Below are 16,592 nucleotides of genomic sequence, written 5' to 3' on the forward strand. Positions count from 1 at the left end.
CCAACAATTCAATTACCTCGAAACCGCAAGAAATTGCTGCTATCGACCTGGGATCTAACAGTTTTCATATGGTCATTGCCCGCGTCGTCAACGGCGCGTTGCAGGTTTTAGGGCGCCTGAAGCAGCGCGTGCATCTGGCTGATGGTCTGGATAGCAATAATATGCTCAGTGAAGAAGCCATTGAGCGGGGTCTGGCTTGCCTGGCCTTGTTTGCCGAGCGTTTGCAAGGTTTCTCACCAGATAATGTCTGCATAGTGGGAACACATTCACTGCGACAAGCGGCGAACGCAGAGACTTTCCTCAAGCGCGCCGCCGAAGTTATTCCTTACCCGATCGAAATTATTTCGGGTCAGGAAGAAGCGCGTCTGATTTTCATGGGAGTCGAACATACCCAGCCGGAGAAAGGCCGTAAACTGGTGATTGATATCGGTGGTGGTTCAACCGAGTTGGTGATTGGCGAAGATTTTGAACCTCTGCTGGTTGAAAGCCGCCGTATGGGGTGTGTCAGTTTTGCGCAACAGTTTTTCCCACATGGCGAAATCAGTAAGACAAACTTTAAACGCGCCCGCCTGGCTGCTGCACAAAAGTTGGAAAATCTTGCCTGGCAATACCGCATTCAAGGCTGGCAATATGCTCTGGGTGCATCCGGCACCATTAAGGCCACCTACGAAGTATTGGTGGAAATGGGCGAGAAAGACGGCTTGATCACCCCAGAACGCCTCGAAATGCTGGTTGAGCAAGTACTGCAATACAAACACTTCTCTGCACTAAGCCTGCCGGGGTTATCGGAAGATCGCCAATCGGTATTTGTGCCAGGTTTGGCTATCTTGTGTGGTGTGTTTGATGCATTAGCAATCAAAGAGTTACGTCTGTCTGATGGTGCATTGCGTGAAGGCGTGTTGTACGAAATGGAAGGCCGTTTCCGTCATCAAGATATCCGTCAGCGCACAGCTAAAAGTTTGGCCGAACACTACAATATTGACCGGGAGCAAGCCCGTCGGGTACTGGAAACCACCGAGCAACTTTATGCTCAATGGATGGCGCAGAATACCAAGTTGGTACAACCGCAGCTGGAAGCCTTGCTAAACTGGGCAGCCATGCTGCACGAAGTGGGGCTGAGTATTAATCACAGCGGGATGCACCGCCATTCTGCCTATATATTGCAAAATACCAATCTGCCCGGCTTCAATCAGGAGCAGCAATTGCTGCTGGCAACCTTGGTGCGTATGCATCGTAAAGCCATTAAGCTTGATGAGTTGCCACGCTTGAATTTGTTCAAGAAAAAGTATTATTTGCCGTTAATTCAGTTATTACGCTTAAGCACGTTATTGAATAATCAGCGCCAATCGACCACCACACCGGAAACTCTGCGACTGATAACTGACGATAGCCATTGGACATTACGTTTCCCAGCCGGTTACCTGGCACAAAATAATCTGGTACAACTGGATTTTGAACGTGAACAGGCTTATTGGGATGATGTGGTTGGCTGGAAGCTAATCATTGAAGAAGAAGCAGCGGAAGAAACCGAATCTGAGGCCGATAAAGCGTAATCAGGATAAGTGATTGCAGCAAGGCAGCAAATAAGAGAGTCCCGATGAGCTTACTTATTTCTTAAGATCAAGACCAGTAAGTGATTCGGGTGAACGAATGCAGCTAACATTTATTGATATAAATCAGGCTGCAATTTCAAGGACGCAGGGGAAAGGGTAAATATGAAGAGACGGCCATCGACCCAACTAACAAAAATCATCTTGCTGGTGAGCTTTCTCATTCTATTTGGCCGCTTATTGTTCGCAGGGATCGCCTCTATTTCTCATCATCAGGAGCGACGTGAAGCACAACGAGTTGAATTGTCAGTGGATGGTGAACTTCCTGGCCCGCATGAGACAGATGTTAGCCCCTAGATTTTCGCACTCATGCGCTCGTTTTATATACACGGACATCACACATTATGCCAGTACCAATCATTCCGGTTTCGTTTTCTGCTGCGGCCAAAAAAACCTCTAAAAATAACGCGAAAAAACTGGCAGAAATACGCAATCGAATACTATCCCTCTTATTAAATAATAAAGCCTTAGTCGATGGCATTCTTGGCCGTCAGGATGAGCGGGAAAAACTCAGTGATGAGCAATTAGCTGAACAAACTTTAGAAATCAAAACACTGCTCGACGATCTGCACGCCGCTGACCTTGCCGACTTACTCGAAGCCTTACCCAACGATGAACGTTTGGCATTGTGGCGGTTAGTCAAAAACGAGAAACGCGGTCAAACGCTGGTCGAAGTCTCTGAAACAGTGTGGGATACACTGATCAAAGAGATGAGCGATAAAGACCTGTTGAAAGCGATGCGCACCTTGCATGTCGATGAACAGGCTTATCTGGCTGAATACCTGCCGCGTAACTTGATGGGCCGCCTGTTAACGTCACTGGATCCGGATCAACGCGCTCGGGTACGGGAAGTTATCCAATATGGCCGTGATACTGTCGGTCAGATGATGGATTTCGAACTGGTGACGGTTCGGGCTGATGTCACCCTCGCCACCGTGCAGCGCTATTTGCGTTATCGGAAAAATATCCCTGATGCTACAGATAAAATCTTTGTTATTGATCGCAAGAATACCTTACTGGGCGAACTGCCGTTAACTGCCATCCTGCTCAACGCGCCAGATACCCAGGTATTTGAGGTAATGGAGAGCAACCCGACGACTTTCCAACCGGAACAGAAAGCAGAAGATGCCGCAGGTGCCTTTGAGCGTTATGACTTGATCAGTGCCGCCGTTATTGATGCGAAAGGCAAACTGATGGGCCGTTTGACCATCGAAGAGATCGTTGACGTGGTCAATGAAGAGAGCGACACCACCTTAAGGCGCATGGGGGGGTTGAGCCCGGAAGAAGACGTGTTCTCCCCTGTAGGCCGTGCGGTTCGTACCCGTTGGTCATGGCTGGCCATCAATCTCTGCACCGCGTTTGTCGCCTCAAGGGTCATTGGATTATTTGAAGACACCATCTCACAGTTAGTGGCATTGGCCGCATTAATGCCGATTGTCGCCGGCATTGGCGGTAACACCGGTAATCAAACCATCACCATGATTGTGCGCGCCCTGGCATTGCACCATATCCAACAGGGTAATGTGACCTTCCTGATGTTCAGAGAGCTAGGTGTCGCACTGATTAATGGTCTGGTGTGGGGTGGGATTATGGGGGTGGTCACCTACCTGCTCTATGGCGATCCCGCTATGGGCGGCGTGATGACGCTGGCAATGATGCTTAACTTGTTAATGGCGGCACTGATGGGCGTCATTATCCCGATGACCATGGCCCGTTTAGGCCGAGATCCGGCAATCGGTTCCAGTGTCATGATCACAGCTATTACCGATACTGGCGGCTTTTTCATTTTTCTGGGACTCGCCACTCTATTCTTAGTTTAATAATTATGATAATAAACAAATAATTAATTCAGCATCGAGCCAGAAAATCGCAACCATCCATGCTTAGCTATACTAAACTACTGAATATGACCGTTTTTCAAATACGGTCTATTTTTATGTGATGGATTTCCCCATCACAATCAACATGTTTGCGAGCAAAATAAGGCGTTATATGGATCTCAGCGCGGCTGAAAAACCGGCTCCTGACAATAAAACACTGCTACACATCACTATCATCAGCATCGTGGTGTTTTTGCTCGCATTATTTTGTATCCGCCTTTCTGAGCAATCAGAAAATCTGGCTCCTTTATGGTTCCCAACCGCAGTATTGATGGTGGCACTGTTCCACCACCCCATGCGCTATTGGTCGTGGCAATTATTGTCCGCAGGAATATGTATTGTTGCCGCCAATTATATTTTATATGGAATCAGTTGGTTCCCGCTGCCGCTGACATTGATAAACCTGACAGAAGCGGCTGCCGGCGCCTGGTTACTGCGTAAATTTCTCCAACCTAAAGATCCGTTAAATAACCTGTTCAGTTGGCTTAAATTCTCAATTTGTACCGTGGTTATCGTCCCCCTGATAAGTGGGCTGGCAGCGGCGTGGTATTTAGCGCCGCAAAACGGCAGCTTTACCCAAGTGCTGACGGTGTGGTTTATGTCTGAAGCCATCGGTATGTTGGCTTTAGGGCCAGTCGGGCTACTGTACCGCCGGGGTTATTTTAATATAACCAACAAAACCAAAGCGCTGTTCGACATGACATGGATGATGATAGTGTCACTGTCAGCTTGCTATCTTGGTTTGATGTATCTGCCATTTCCCTTTACTTTCATCATCATGGCATTGATCTGGACCTCCATCCGCTTGCCGCGTTTTGAAACCTTTACTATCTGTTTTCTGGCCACCTTGCTGATTGCAATGATGATCAATTTCAACCTGTTTACCCTTCAGGTTGATACCAAACTATCAGTACAGGCATTTTCCTTTATTCCATTATTGATGGTGCTGATTCCACCTCACGCTATGGCGATGGTGATGCACGCCTTTCGCATGGAAAAAGAACATATCGTTGAAAGTGAAAACCGCTTTCGCAATGCGATGGAATACTCGGCTATCGGCATGGCTCTGGTGTCGCCGGAAGGTAAATGGATGCAGGTCAACCAGGCACTGTGTAAATTACTGGGATACCGGCAGGAAACCTTACTCACCCTGACTTTTCAGCAAATTACTCACCCGGAGGATCTCTCCGCCGACTTGAAATTGCTTGATGATTTGTATCATGGTCATATCCCCAGTTATTCGATGGAAAAACGCTATATCCGCAGTGATGGCGAGGTGGTATGGGCGCTACTGGTGGTCAGTGTGGTGCGAGACCATGAGCAACAGCCGCTCTATTACATCTCGCAGGTCGAAGATATTAATGATCTGAAAAAGAGCGAGATAGTTAACCGCCGTCTGATGGAGCGCATCACGCTGGCAAACGAAGCCGGTGGGATCGGTATCTGGGAATTGGATATCAGAAAGCAGCTGATCAGTTGGGATAAACGGATGTATGAACTTTATCATGTTCCGCTCAATACCCCGGTTGATGAAAGGGTCTGGCAGCAATACATTCACCCGGAAGATATCAACCGCGTAAAGCGTGAGTACAGTGCAGCCCTCACTCAACGTCAGCCGTACCGGCTTGAATTCAGGCTATTGCTGCCCAATGGCGATATCGTCCATTTGCGTAATCAGGCCAATATGATTTGCGACAAAAATGGCAATATTTTGCGCCTGATTGGTACCACGCTGGATATGACCGAAATCAGAAATCTGACTGAAGCACTGCATGAAGAGAAAGAGCGGTTACATATCACGCTCGATTCCATCGGCGAGGCTGTGGTGTGTACTGATCAGGAAATGAAAATCACCTTTATGAATCCAGTCGCAGAGAAAATGACTGGTTGGGCAAATACCATCGCACTGGGCCAACCCATACAGCATATTATTAAGCTCACTGATGGTATCGATGGGCCGGAAATTGATAATCCGATAGAACATTGTCTCACCCAGCGCCCTTATTCCTCACTGAATGAGTCGATGGTATTGCATCATCGTGACGGGCAACATTACGACATTCAGGAATCTGTCGCGCCACTGAAAACACTGGAGGGAACCATTGTTGGGGCGGTTCTGGTGTTCCAGGATGTCGGTGAGTCGCGCGCTATGATGCGCAAGCTCAGCCACAGCGCCTCTCACGATAACCTTACCGGGCTGCCAAATCGCGCCAATTTTGAAAATAAGTTGAAGGCCGCCATCCAAAAAAGCATCGATTTTGACCAACAACACGCGCTGGCCTTCCTTGATCTGGACTATTTCAAAGCGGTTAACGACAGCGCAGGGCACCCTGCGGGTGATGCGCTGCTCAAAGAACTCAGTCAATTAATGCGCCAGCATCTGCGCAACAGTGATTGTGTCGCGCGGCTGGGAGGTGATGAATTTGGTTTACTGATGCTCAATTGCACCCTACCTCACGCCAAAGCTATCACCCAAAGTCTGGTATCCATGATCAATGGGTATCATTTTTACTGGGAAGATAAGCTATACCGTATAGGTGCCAGTGCCGGTGTGACACAAATCAGTAGCAGCAATAGCCAGCGCAGCGAAATCATGGCGCAGGCTGATATCGCCTGTTATACCGCCAAACACAGCGGGCGTGGTCAGGTTTATCTCTATCAGCCGAGGCAAAAGCAGCTGTTAGCTCGCCAGCACGAATTGCTGAGTCGGGAAGATGTAGAACGTATTCTCAGCGAGAATCAACTATTGCTACAGGTTACCCCGACCGCACCGCCGAAAACGCCGTTGTCAGTGTGTTTCTATCAGGTCAGTTTCGAGATTGATCGGCCACAAAGCCCGCTTGTCAGCCAGTCTGCCTTTGAGGAGGCGGCAACGTTGTATAATTTGCTGCCGAAAGTCGACAGTTGGATATGTGAGCAATTGTTAGTGGAACATGCCCAGGCCATTCATCAGAAAGGACTGGCGCTGGCGATCCCGCTATCAGAATTGGCGCTGCTCAAAGAGGATTTCCGTCAATCACTGCTCACACTGGTGCAACAGACCCTATTGCCGCCACAAAGCCTGTATTGGATGATAGATGAGTCCACATTACTGCAATATCCGTTTGCGATTGGTAACTTCCTCGCCAAACTGCAACAGCTAGGCTGCAAGCTCATTGTGAAAGAGTTTGGCCATAATCTGAATGATTTTGAATTATTAGCTGAGCACCGCATTGATTACCTGAAATTTAACAGCGAATTAATCGCCCATATTCATATTAATCAAATGGACGAAGTGCTGATATCCATTATCAATGGCACCGCACAGCGCGCGAATATCGCTACACTGGCAGGCCCGGTAGAATTAGCGCCGACTTTGAGTAAATTGATTGATATCGGTGTTGATTTAGTCGACGGCACAATGATTGGCCGCACTGAACCCTTATCTGAAGTACTTAACAACGGCTATTTCGCGATAAAATAGCACGATAAAATAGCCCGATATCCTGTCTTGACGATTGCCCCACTGACCACTCTAAGGTAAAGTCGCCCCCTTTTATTTGGCCTGGGGGCAATTATGTTCATTGGATTTGACTACGGCACAGCAAACTGCTCAGTTGCCGTGATGCGGGATGATGCTCCCGAGTTGCTGGTGCTGGAAAATAATGACGTCTATTTGCCCTCTATGTTGTGCGCCCCTACCCGCGAAGCCGTGAGTGAGTGCCTGCACCGCCACTGGCAGGTACCAACCGGCAGTGACGAAAACCAGCAACTGTTACGCCGCGCCATGGCGTTCAATCGCGAAGAAGATATTCCGGTGACAGCTGACAGTGTGATGTTCGGCCTGTCAGCGCTGGCTCACTATATTGAAGATCCCGAAGAAGTTTACTTTGTAAAATCGCCTAAATCCTTCTTGGGTGCCAATGGATTAAAACCGCAACAGTTGGCGCTGTTTGAGGATTTAGTCTGCGCCATGATGTTCCATATCAAGCGCCAGGCAGAATCGGTCTTGGCCGCTGAAATCAGCCAGACAGTAATTGGCCGCCCGGTTAACTTCCAGGGTTCTGGCGGTGAAGAAGCCAACCAACAAGCTGAAGGTATTTTACTGCGCGCCGCGCAACGCGCTGGTTTTCGCGATATCGCCTTCCAGTTTGAACCGGTGGCCGCTGGGCTGGATTTTGAGGCCACACTCAAGAACGAGAAAACCGTGTTGGTGGTAGATATCGGCGGCGGGACCACTGACTGTTCAGTACTGCTGATGGGGCCGAAATGGCAAGGTCTGGCTGATCGCCAGCAAAGCCTGTTAGGCCACAGTGGTTGCCGTGTCGGCGGGAATGATCTCGATATCATGTTGGCATTCAAGCAGCTGATGCCGCTGTTTGGTATGGGTAGCGAAACCGAAAAAGGGATTGCGATGCCGTCGTTACCCTATTGGAATGCTGTTGCCACCAATGATGTTCCGGCTCAGAGCGATTTCTATAGCACAGTTAATGGCCGTTTCCTGCGGGATTTGATCCGTGATGCCGCTCATCCGCAGCAAGTTGAGCTGCTGCTGAAAGTCTATCAACAGCGCTTAAGTTACCGCCTGGTGCGGGCCGCAGAAGAGAGCAAAATTGCGCTTTCCGAGCAACAACAGGTCGCCGCGGCACTGGATTTTGTGCAACCAGAGTTGGGGCAAACTATCAGCCAACAACAGCTCGCCGAAGCCATATCCCAGCCACTGCAACGCATTCAAGAGCAAGTCAGTCTGGCGCTAGCCACCAGCCACGTCACTCCAGATGTGATTTACCTGACCGGCGGTAGCGCTCGTTCCCCGCTACTACGCGCGGCATTACAGCAGCAATTGCCGGGTATTCCATTAGTGGGTGGTAATGATTTTGGCTCCGTCACCGCCGGGTTAGCGAGGTGGGCGCAGACGTTATATCGGTGATATTGATGGTGGTGATTGGTGATCGATTCGGTTGTTAGAGCAGACCGGAGCATCTTTCGGTTGATAGTCGTTCAGTGATCACTTTACCTCTGCGGCCTCAACCGAGCAGGAGGGCAAGCCAGCGCGAGTCGCATCCATGCTCCAGCGCGGTTTTCGCCGCCGTCCATGGCGGCTCACTCGGGCCATCGTCTTTGTCGGTAATATCCCTAATTGCGCTCAAGGTCAAAAGCCAATTCAAAACCCTTGTTTTGACCTTGAAGTTAAAAGCACATTTGAGCAGCCGAGTGAAGAATGAAGGTAGGTGCATCGGAGGCTAAGTTAGCTCGGTGCTCTAACAACCGAACCGGCTCACTTAATCAATCAACTAAAACAATTTTAAATGTCAGAATTGTAAACTCCACTCCCCAACCCCTGACAATACTTTCATATTTCCTCCATTTTTATCCGGTAAATCCCCGCTAAACTAGTAACATATAAAAATTCTCATTTTTGCACCTGCGTGCGCATAAACAGATCAATAAAAGGGATTCTCCGCCATTATGAAAGCTCAATCCAAACGCACTTCCCGGTTACTGATGTTATTGGGGGTAGTGGTGGCGATTATTGTTGCTGTGTTTGTCTGGCGTCATTTCAGTGCAGCCCCGCAGAGCAGTGCGCCCGGCGCACAACAAGTCGCGAGTGGCAATAGTTCCGCCCGCGCTGGGGGGCGGCGTAATATGCCGATGTCTCCAGTACAAGCCGCCACGGCTACCGAACAAGCGGTGCCACGTTATCTCACCGGTTTAGGTACGGTGATTGCCGCCAACACCGTGACGGTCACCAGTCGGGTTGACGGTCAGCTAATGGCTATCCACTTTGCCGAAGGCCAACAGGTCAACGCTGGCGACTTACTGGTCGAAATTGACCCGCGCCCATACGAAGTCCAACTGACCCAAGCTCAGGGGCAGCTCGCGAAAGATCAAGCCACACTGGATAACGCGCGTCGTGATTTAGCCCGTTACCAAAAACTGGCGAAAACCGGCCTGATTTCACAACAGGATCTGGATACCCAAGCCTCGCTGGTTCGCCAAAGCGAAGGCAGTGTAAAAGCTGACCAAGGGGCTATCGATAGCGCCAAACTGCAACTGACTTATAGCCGCATTACCGCGCCTATTTCCGGCAAAGTCGGGCTAAAACAAGTGGATGTCGGCAACTACATTACCAGCGGCACCGCCACTCCGATTGTGGTTATCACTCAAACACATCCGGTTGATGTGGTCTTTACCCTGCCAGAAAGTGATATCCCAGCCATTATGCAAGCGCAGAAAAATGCGGCAAAAAATAATACGACTGTCCCGGTTGAAGCCTGGGATCGCACCAATAAACAGCTGTTGGCTCAGGGCTATCTGCTCAGCATTGATAACCAGATTGATACCACCACCGGCACCATTAAGCTAAAAGCCCGCTTTGCCAATGAAGATGACGTGCTGTTCCCGAATCAATTTGTCAACGCGCGTATCAAAGTAGATTTACTGCAAAACGCCGTGGTAGTTCCAACCGCTGCGGTACAGATGGGCAACGAAGGCAGCTTCGTCTGGACGTTAAATGACGAGAACAAAGTCAGTAAGCACTTAGTTACTACCGGAATTCAGGATAGTAAACAAGTGGTTATCAGCGCCGGGCTGGATGCCGGTCAGCGCGTAGTCACTGACGGTATTGATCGCCTGACGGAAGGTTTACAAGTTGAAGTGGTCACGCCGCGCGCAGCGGATACCACGCCAACCGATGCAGCAGAAAAACCCGCTACGGCTGAGAAAGCCACACACCGTCGGGGCGGAAAACCAGCGACGGACGCATCGGCGGGCAGTACCACCACTGTGGCGGAGAAATCCTGATGCAAGTGATGCCTCCAACTCCGGGCGGCGGGCCATCACGGCTATTTATCCTGCGCCCTGTCGCCACCACCTTATTTATGGTCGCCATTTTGCTGGCGGGGATTATCGGTTATCGCGCTTTGCCGGTTTCCGCCCTGCCGGAAGTGGATTACCCCACCATTCAGGTGGTCACACTCTATCCCGGCGCGAGTCCGGATGTGGTGACCGCCTCCATTACCGCACCACTCGAGCGCCAGTTTGGTCAGATGTCTGGCTTGAAACAGATGGCGTCACAAAGTTCCGGTGGCGCGTCGGTTATCACCTTGCAATTCCAGCTCACTTTGCCGCTGGATGTGGCCGAGCAGGAAGTGCAGGCGGCGATTAACTCCGCCACTAACTTGCTGCCAAGTGATCTGCCCTATCCACCGATTTACAGTAAGGTAAATCCGGCGGATCCACCGATTCTGACGCTAGCCGTCACCTCCACCGCCATCCCGATGACACAAGTGGAAGACATGGTGGAAACCCGCATTGCGCAAAAGATCTCGCAAGTCACCGGCGTCGGTCTGGTCACCATTTCAGGTGGGCAGCGCCCTGCCGTGCGGGTTAAATTGAATGCCCCGGCGGTAGCTGCTTTGGGGCTGGACAGTGAAACCATTCGTACCGCCATCAGCAATGCCAACGTTAACTCCGCCAAAGGTAGCCTGGATGGGCCAACCCGTTCGGTAACCTTATCCGCCAACGACCAGATGAAGTCGGCTGAGGATTACCGCGACCTGATTGTTGCTTACCAAAACGGCGCGCCAGTCCGCTTGCAAGATGTCGCCACCATCGAGCAGGGCGCAGAAAATAACAAACTGGCGGCCTGGGCCAATAACCAGCAGGCCATTGTGTTGAATATCCAGCGCCAGCCGGGGGTCAATGTGATCGCTACCGCCGACAGTATTCGCGAAATGCTGCCGGAGCTGATCAAAAGTCTGCCTAAATCGGTTGATGTCAAAATACTGACCGACCGCACCACCACTATCCGCGCCTCGGTCAATGATGTGCAGTTCGAGTTACTGCTGGCCATTGTGTTGGTGGTGATGGTGATTTACTTGTTCCTGCGTAATGCAGCGGCCACGATTATCCCCAGTATTGCTGTGCCGCTATCACTGATTGGGACTTTTGCGGCGATGTATTTTCTCGGTTTTTCAATCAATAACCTGACATTAATGGCGCTGACCATTGCCACCGGTTTTGTGGTCGATGACGCCATTGTGGTGATTGAGAATATCTCGCGCTATATCGAAAAAGGCGAAAAACCGCTGGATGCCGCGCTGAAAGGGGCCGGTGAGATTGGCTTTACCATTATTTCACTGACGTTCTCATTAATTGCCGTATTGATTCCACTGCTGTTTATGGGTGATATCGTCGGCCGCCTGTTCCGTGAGTTTGCGGTGACATTGGCGGTGGCAATCCTGATTTCAGCCGTGGTATCCCTGACACTGACGCCAATGATGTGCGCACGCATGCTCAGTTATGAGTCACTGCGCAAACAAAACCGCTTGTCACGCGCCAGTGAGAAGTTTTTTGACTGGGTGATTGCCCATTATGCGGTGGCACTGAAAAAAGTCCTTAAGCACCAATGGATTACTTTGGGTGTCGCGCTGAGCACTTTAGTGCTGACAGTATTGCTTTACCTCATCATGCCCAAAGGATTTTTCCCATTACAGGACAACGGATTGATTCAAGGTACGCTGGAAGCGCCACAATCGGTTTCATTCAGTAATATGGCGGAGCGCCAGCAGCAAGTGGCCGCTATCATCCTGAAAGATCCGGACGTCGAAAGCCTGACCTCGTTCGTCGGGGTGGATGGCACCAACGCCACACTGAACAATGGCCGGTTACAGATTAACCTTAAGCCATTGGAGAGCAGAAAGGATCGCATCCCAGAAATCATCACCCGCCTGCAACAGAGTGTATCCGGCGTTCCGGGTATTAAGCTCTATTTGCAGCCAGTGCAAGATTTGACTATCGATACTCAACTGAGCCGCACCCAATATCAGTTCACCCTGCAAGCCACCTCGCTTGAGGAACTCAGTACCTGGGTGCCGAAACTGGTCAGTGAATTGCAGCAACAAGCGCCATTCCAAGATGTGACCAGCGACTGGCAGGATCAGGGGTTAGTGGCATTTGTGAATGTCGACCGAGACAGCGCCAGCCGTCTGGGGATCACTATGGCAGCCATCGATAGCGCGTTGTATAACGCATTTGGTCAGCGGCTAATTTCCACCATTTATACCCAAGCCAATCAATATCGGGTGGTGTTGGAGCATGACGTCAAAGCCACGCCGGGGCTGGCGGCCTTCAATGATATCCGCCTGACCGGCAGTGACGGCAAAGGCGTCCCATTGAGCAGTATTGCGACCATCGAAGAGCGCTTCGGGCCGCTTTCTATCAACCATTTGAATCAGTTCCCGTCAGCCACCATCTCATTCAATTTGGCACCGGGCTATTCTCTGGGTGAGGCGGTGGAAGCCGTGACACAAGCGGAGCAAGCCATTCAACTGCCGGCTGACATTACAACGCGTTTCCAAGGCTCGACGCTGGCGTTTCAGGCCGCACTCGGCAGCACGCTATGGCTGATTATTGCCGCCATTGTGGCGATGTATATTGTGCTCGGCGTGTTGTACGAAAGCTTTATTCACCCGGTCACTATCTTATCGACCCTACCGACCGCCGGTGTCGGCGCGTTATTGGCTCTGATGTTGACCGGCCATGAGCTGGATGTGATCGCCATTATCGGGATCATTCTGCTTATTGGCATCGTGAAGAAAAATGCCATCATGATGATCGACTTTGCGCTGGCCGCCGAGCGCGATCAGGGTATGACCCCCTATGACGCAATTTATCAGGCCTGCTTATTGCGTTTCCGCCCAATTCTGATGACCACCCTGGCCGCGCTGTTTGGCGCATTGCCGCTGATGCTCAGTACCGGAGCCGGTGCCGAACTGCGCCAGCCGCTCGGGGTGTGTATGGTCGGAGGGCTGATTGTCAGTCAGGTGCTAACTCTGTTTACCACACCGGTTATCTATCTGTTGTTCGATAAACTGGCACGCAACTCCCATGGCAATTCCCATAATCATCAGGATATTGATACACCAGCATTGCCGAATGGACGGGAACAGCCGTGAAATTCTTTGCTCTGTTTATTCAGCGCCCGGTGGCCACGACTCTGCTGACACTGGCGATAACGCTAAGTGGGGTGATCGGCTTTAGCTTATTGCCGGTCTCACCACTGCCGCAGGTCGATTACCCAGTGATTATGGTCAGCGCCTCCATGCCCGGCGCGGATCCGGAAACGATGGCGTCATCCATTGCCACACCACTGGAGCGCGCACTGGGAAGAATTGCTGGGGTCAATGAAATGACCTCAACCAGTTCATTGGGTAGCACGCGGATTATTCTGCAATTTGATCTTAGCCGCGATATTAATGGCGCAGCTCGTGATGTGCAGGCCGCACTCAACGCCGCTCAGAGTTTGCTCCCATCAGGGATGCCCAACCGCCCGACCTATCGCAAGATGAACCCGTCGGATGCGCCGATCATGATAATGACCCTGACTTCGGATACTTTCAGTCAGGGGCAATTATATGACTTTGCCTCAACCCAACTGGCGCAGAAAATTGCCCAGACCGAGGGCGTCAGTGATGTCTCCGTCGGTGGCAGTTCCCTGCCAGCGGTGCGGGTAGAACTGAATCCAAGTGCGCTGTTCAATCAGGGCGTGTCGCTGGACGCGGTGCGTCAGGCGATCAGTGCTGCTAACGTGCGCCGCCCGCAAGGTTCAATCGACAGCAGTGAGCAACATTGGCAGGTGCAGGCCAATGATGAGATCAAAACTGCCGAGGGTTATCGCCCACTTATCATTCACTACAACAATGGTTCACCGGTGCGGCTACAAGATGTCGCCAATATCGTCGATTCTGTGCAGGATGTGCGCAATGCCGGGATGTCCGATGGCAAACCTGCCGTGCTGTTGGTGATCAGCCGTGAGCCGGGCGCAAATATTATTGCCACCGTCGACCGAATTCGCGCCGAACTCCCTGCACTGCGCGCCTCGATCCCCGCCTCGATTGAGTTGAATATTGCTCAGGATCGTTCGCCGACTATCCGCGCCTCACTGGATGAAGTGGAGCGCTCACTGGTGATCGCCGTAGCATTGGTGATTTTGGTGGTGTTCCTGTTCCTGCGATCGGGCCGCGCTACTTTGATCCCCGCGGTCGCCGTGCCGGTTTCGTTGATCGGCACCTTTACTGCCATGTATTTGTGCGGTTTTAGCCTCAATAACCTGTCGCTGATGGCGCTGACCATCGCCACCGGTTTTGTGGTTGACGATGCTATTGTGGTGCTGGAAAACATTTCTCGCCATTTAGAAGCTGGCGTGAAACCGATGGCTGCTGCCCTGCGCGGGGTGCGCGAAGTCGGTTTTACCGTGCTGTCGATGAGTATTTCTCTGGTGGCGGTGTTTATTCCGCTGCTGTTGATGGAAGGATTACCGGGGCGATTATTCCGTGAGTTTGCCGTCACATTGTCGGTGGCAATTGGTATCTCACTGGTTATTTCGTTAACCCTAACGCCGATGATGTGCGCCCATTTATTACGTGCACAACCGACAGGGAAACAACAACGTATTCGTGGATTCGGTAAAGTGCTGCTAGCTATTCAGCAAGGTTATGGCCGCTCGCTCAATTGGGTGCTGGGCCATACACGCTGGGTGATGGTTGTGCTGCTTTCCACTATTGCTCTGAATGTTTGGCTCTATATCAGCATTCCAAAAACCTTTTTCCCCGAGCAGGATACCGGCCGCATGATGGGCTTTATTCAAGCCGATCAAAGTATTTCGTTCCAGGCGATGCAGCAAAAACTGAAAGATTTCATGAAAATTGTCAGTGCTGACCCAGCGGTCGATAATGTCACCGGCTTTACCGGCGGTTCGCGCACCAACAGTGGCTCGATGTTTATCTCATTGAAACCACTGAGTGAACGTAGCGAAACGGCGCAACAAGTGATTACCCGGTTGCGTGGAAAATTGGCAAAAGAGCCGGGAGCCAGCCTGTTCCTGTCTCCAGTCCAAGATATCCGTGTTGGCGGCCGTCAATCTAACGCCAGTTATCAATTTACGTTATTAGCCGACGATTTAGCGGCTCTGCGTGAATGGGAGCCGAAAGTGCGGGCTGCTTTGAGCAAGTTACCGGAGCTAGCGGATGTTAACTCCGATCAGCAGGATAAAGGCTCAGAAATGGCCCTGACGTATGACCGAGAAACTATGGCGCGGCTGGGTATCGATGTGTCTGATGCCAATGCGTTGCTCAATAACGCCTTTGGTCAGCGGCAGATTTCCACCATTTATCAGCCGTTGAACCAATACAAAGTGGTGATGGAAGTCGCGCCTCAATATACGCAGGATGTGAGTTCGCTGGATAAGATGTTTGTGATTAACAGCGCCGGCCAGTCTATCCCGCTGTCCTATTTCGCTAAATGGCAGCCCGCTAATGCGCCGCTGTCGGTTAATCACCAAGGCTTATCGGCTGCCTCGACTATCTCATTTAACTTGCCCGATGGCGGCAGCTTGTCTGAAGCGACGGCAGCCGTTGAACGAGCAATGACAGAACTGGGCGTACCGAGTACTGTGCGCGGTATGTTTGCCGGCACGGCGCAAGTGTTCCAGGATACCTTGAAATCCCAGCTCTGGCTGATTATGGCGGCGATCGCCACGGTGTATATCGTGCTGGGGATTTTGTATGAAAGTTATGTCCACCCGCTGACCATTCTTTCAACACTGCCTTCCGCCGGAGTCGGGGCATTACTGGCGCTGGAGTTGTTCGATGCGCCCTTTAGCCTTATCGCCCTGATTGGCATCATGCTATTGATTGGTATCGTGAAAAAGAACGCCATTATGATGGTCGATTTTGCCCTTGATGCCCAACGCAATGGCAACCTTAGCGCCCGCGATGCCATTTTCCAGGCCAGCCTATTGCGCTTTAGGCCAATTCTGATGACCACCTTGGCTGCCTTATTCGGTGCGCTACCACTGGTGTTAAGTAGCGGCGATGGTGCGGAACTGCGCCAACCGCTGGGGATTACCATTGTCGGTGGGCTGGTGATGAGTCAGTTGTTGACCCTGTATACCACGCCGGTGGTTTACCTCTATTTTGACCGGCTGCGCAGCCGCTTTAGCAAAAAGCCGTTAATGAGACTGGAATAATGGCAAATGCTATAGACTTTAAAGTACAGCCAATACACTTGCGGTTTAGGAAGCAGCACCGTGCTGAATACCCTATAGATTTCAAGTTGCAGG

At 51.1% G+C, this 16,592-nt stretch carries 9 protein-coding genes; 8 read left to right on the top strand and 1 reads right to left on the bottom strand.

The features are described from left to right. The 5 genes from ppx to yegD all read left to right on the top strand — a co-directional run. On the top strand, window positions 1-1,553 hold a 1,553-nt coding region (ppx, locus tag ACNSO8_RS21185; RefSeq protein ID WP_418395800.1), incomplete at its 5' end, for an exopolyphosphatase. Between the two features lie 162 nt (window positions 1,554-1,715). Further along, window positions 1,716-1,907, top strand: coding sequence for a YfgG family protein (locus ACNSO8_RS21190; protein WP_011815811.1), 192 nt, complete (start codon window positions 1,716-1,718; stop codon window positions 1,905-1,907). A 47-nt stretch (window positions 1,908-1,954) separates the two neighbouring features. Beyond that, window positions 1,955-3,430, top strand: coding sequence for a magnesium transporter (mgtE, locus tag ACNSO8_RS21195; protein ID WP_005162151.1), 1,476 nt, complete (start codon window positions 1,955-1,957; stop codon window positions 3,428-3,430). A gap of 172 nt (window positions 3,431-3,602) precedes the next feature. Beyond that, window positions 3,603-6,953, top strand: a complete 3,351-nt coding sequence (locus tag ACNSO8_RS21200) for a diguanylate cyclase (protein WP_418395801.1) — start codon at window positions 3,603-3,605, stop codon at window positions 6,951-6,953. A 93-nt stretch (window positions 6,954-7,046) separates the two neighbouring features. Next, the gene (gene yegD / locus ACNSO8_RS21205) at window positions 7,047-8,399 is read left to right on the top strand and encodes a molecular chaperone (RefSeq protein ID WP_019081788.1); all 1,353 of its coding nucleotides are present in this window, start codon (window positions 7,047-7,049) and stop codon (window positions 8,397-8,399) included. Between the two features lie 97 nt (window positions 8,400-8,496). Here the strand turns inward: yegD and ACNSO8_RS21210 are convergent, their stop codons facing one another. Further along, window positions 8,497-8,619 (bottom strand): hypothetical protein, encoded by a 123-nt coding sequence (locus ACNSO8_RS21210; RefSeq protein ID WP_408576858.1) that lies wholly within the window; start codon window positions 8,617-8,619, stop codon window positions 8,497-8,499. A gap of 319 nt (window positions 8,620-8,938) precedes the next feature. Between ACNSO8_RS21210 and ACNSO8_RS21215 the strand changes: the two genes are divergently transcribed. Genes ACNSO8_RS21215 through mdtC form a run of 3 tightly spaced genes read left to right on the top strand, consistent with a single transcriptional unit; the run spans window position 8,939 to window position 16,499 of the window. After that, on the top strand, window positions 8,939-10,273 hold the full coding sequence (locus ACNSO8_RS21215) for an MdtA/MuxA family multidrug efflux RND transporter periplasmic adaptor subunit (protein ID WP_418395802.1): 1,335 nt from the start codon (window positions 8,939-8,941) through the stop codon (window positions 10,271-10,273). Further along, complete coding sequence (locus ACNSO8_RS21220) at window positions 10,273-13,428, top strand: MdtB/MuxB family multidrug efflux RND transporter permease subunit (RefSeq protein ID WP_418395803.1); 3,156 nt, start codon at window positions 10,273-10,275, stop codon at window positions 13,426-13,428. The genes ACNSO8_RS21215 and ACNSO8_RS21220 overlap by 1 nt, the downstream gene beginning before the upstream one ends. Continuing rightward, window positions 13,425-16,499, top strand: coding sequence for a multidrug efflux RND transporter permease subunit MdtC (mdtC, locus tag ACNSO8_RS21225; protein ID WP_268215990.1), 3,075 nt, complete (start codon window positions 13,425-13,427; stop codon window positions 16,497-16,499). The genes ACNSO8_RS21220 and mdtC overlap by 4 nt, the downstream gene beginning before the upstream one ends. The last annotated feature ends 93 nt before the right edge of the window (window positions 16,500-16,592 follow it).

The sequence above is a fragment of the Yersinia sp. LJYL362 genome, from assembly GCF_048323875.1.

Coding starts and splice junctions, on each gene's coding strand:
- yegD (WP_019081788.1), top strand. CDS start 7,047: ATGTTCATTGGATTTGACTACGGCACAGCAAACTGCTCAGTTGCCGTG.
- ACNSO8_RS21215 (WP_418395802.1), top strand. CDS start 8,939: ATGAAAGCTCAATCCAAACGCACTTCCCGGTTACTGATGTTATTGGGG.
- ACNSO8_RS21220 (WP_418395803.1), top strand. CDS start 10,273: ATGCAAGTGATGCCTCCAACTCCGGGCGGCGGGCCATCACGGCTATTT.
- ACNSO8_RS21190 (WP_011815811.1), top strand. CDS start 1,716: ATGAAGAGACGGCCATCGACCCAACTAACAAAAATCATCTTGCTGGTG.
- mgtE (WP_005162151.1), top strand. CDS start 1,955: ATGCCAGTACCAATCATTCCGGTTTCGTTTTCTGCTGCGGCCAAAAAA.
- ACNSO8_RS21200 (WP_418395801.1), top strand. CDS start 3,603: ATGGATCTCAGCGCGGCTGAAAAACCGGCTCCTGACAATAAAACACTG.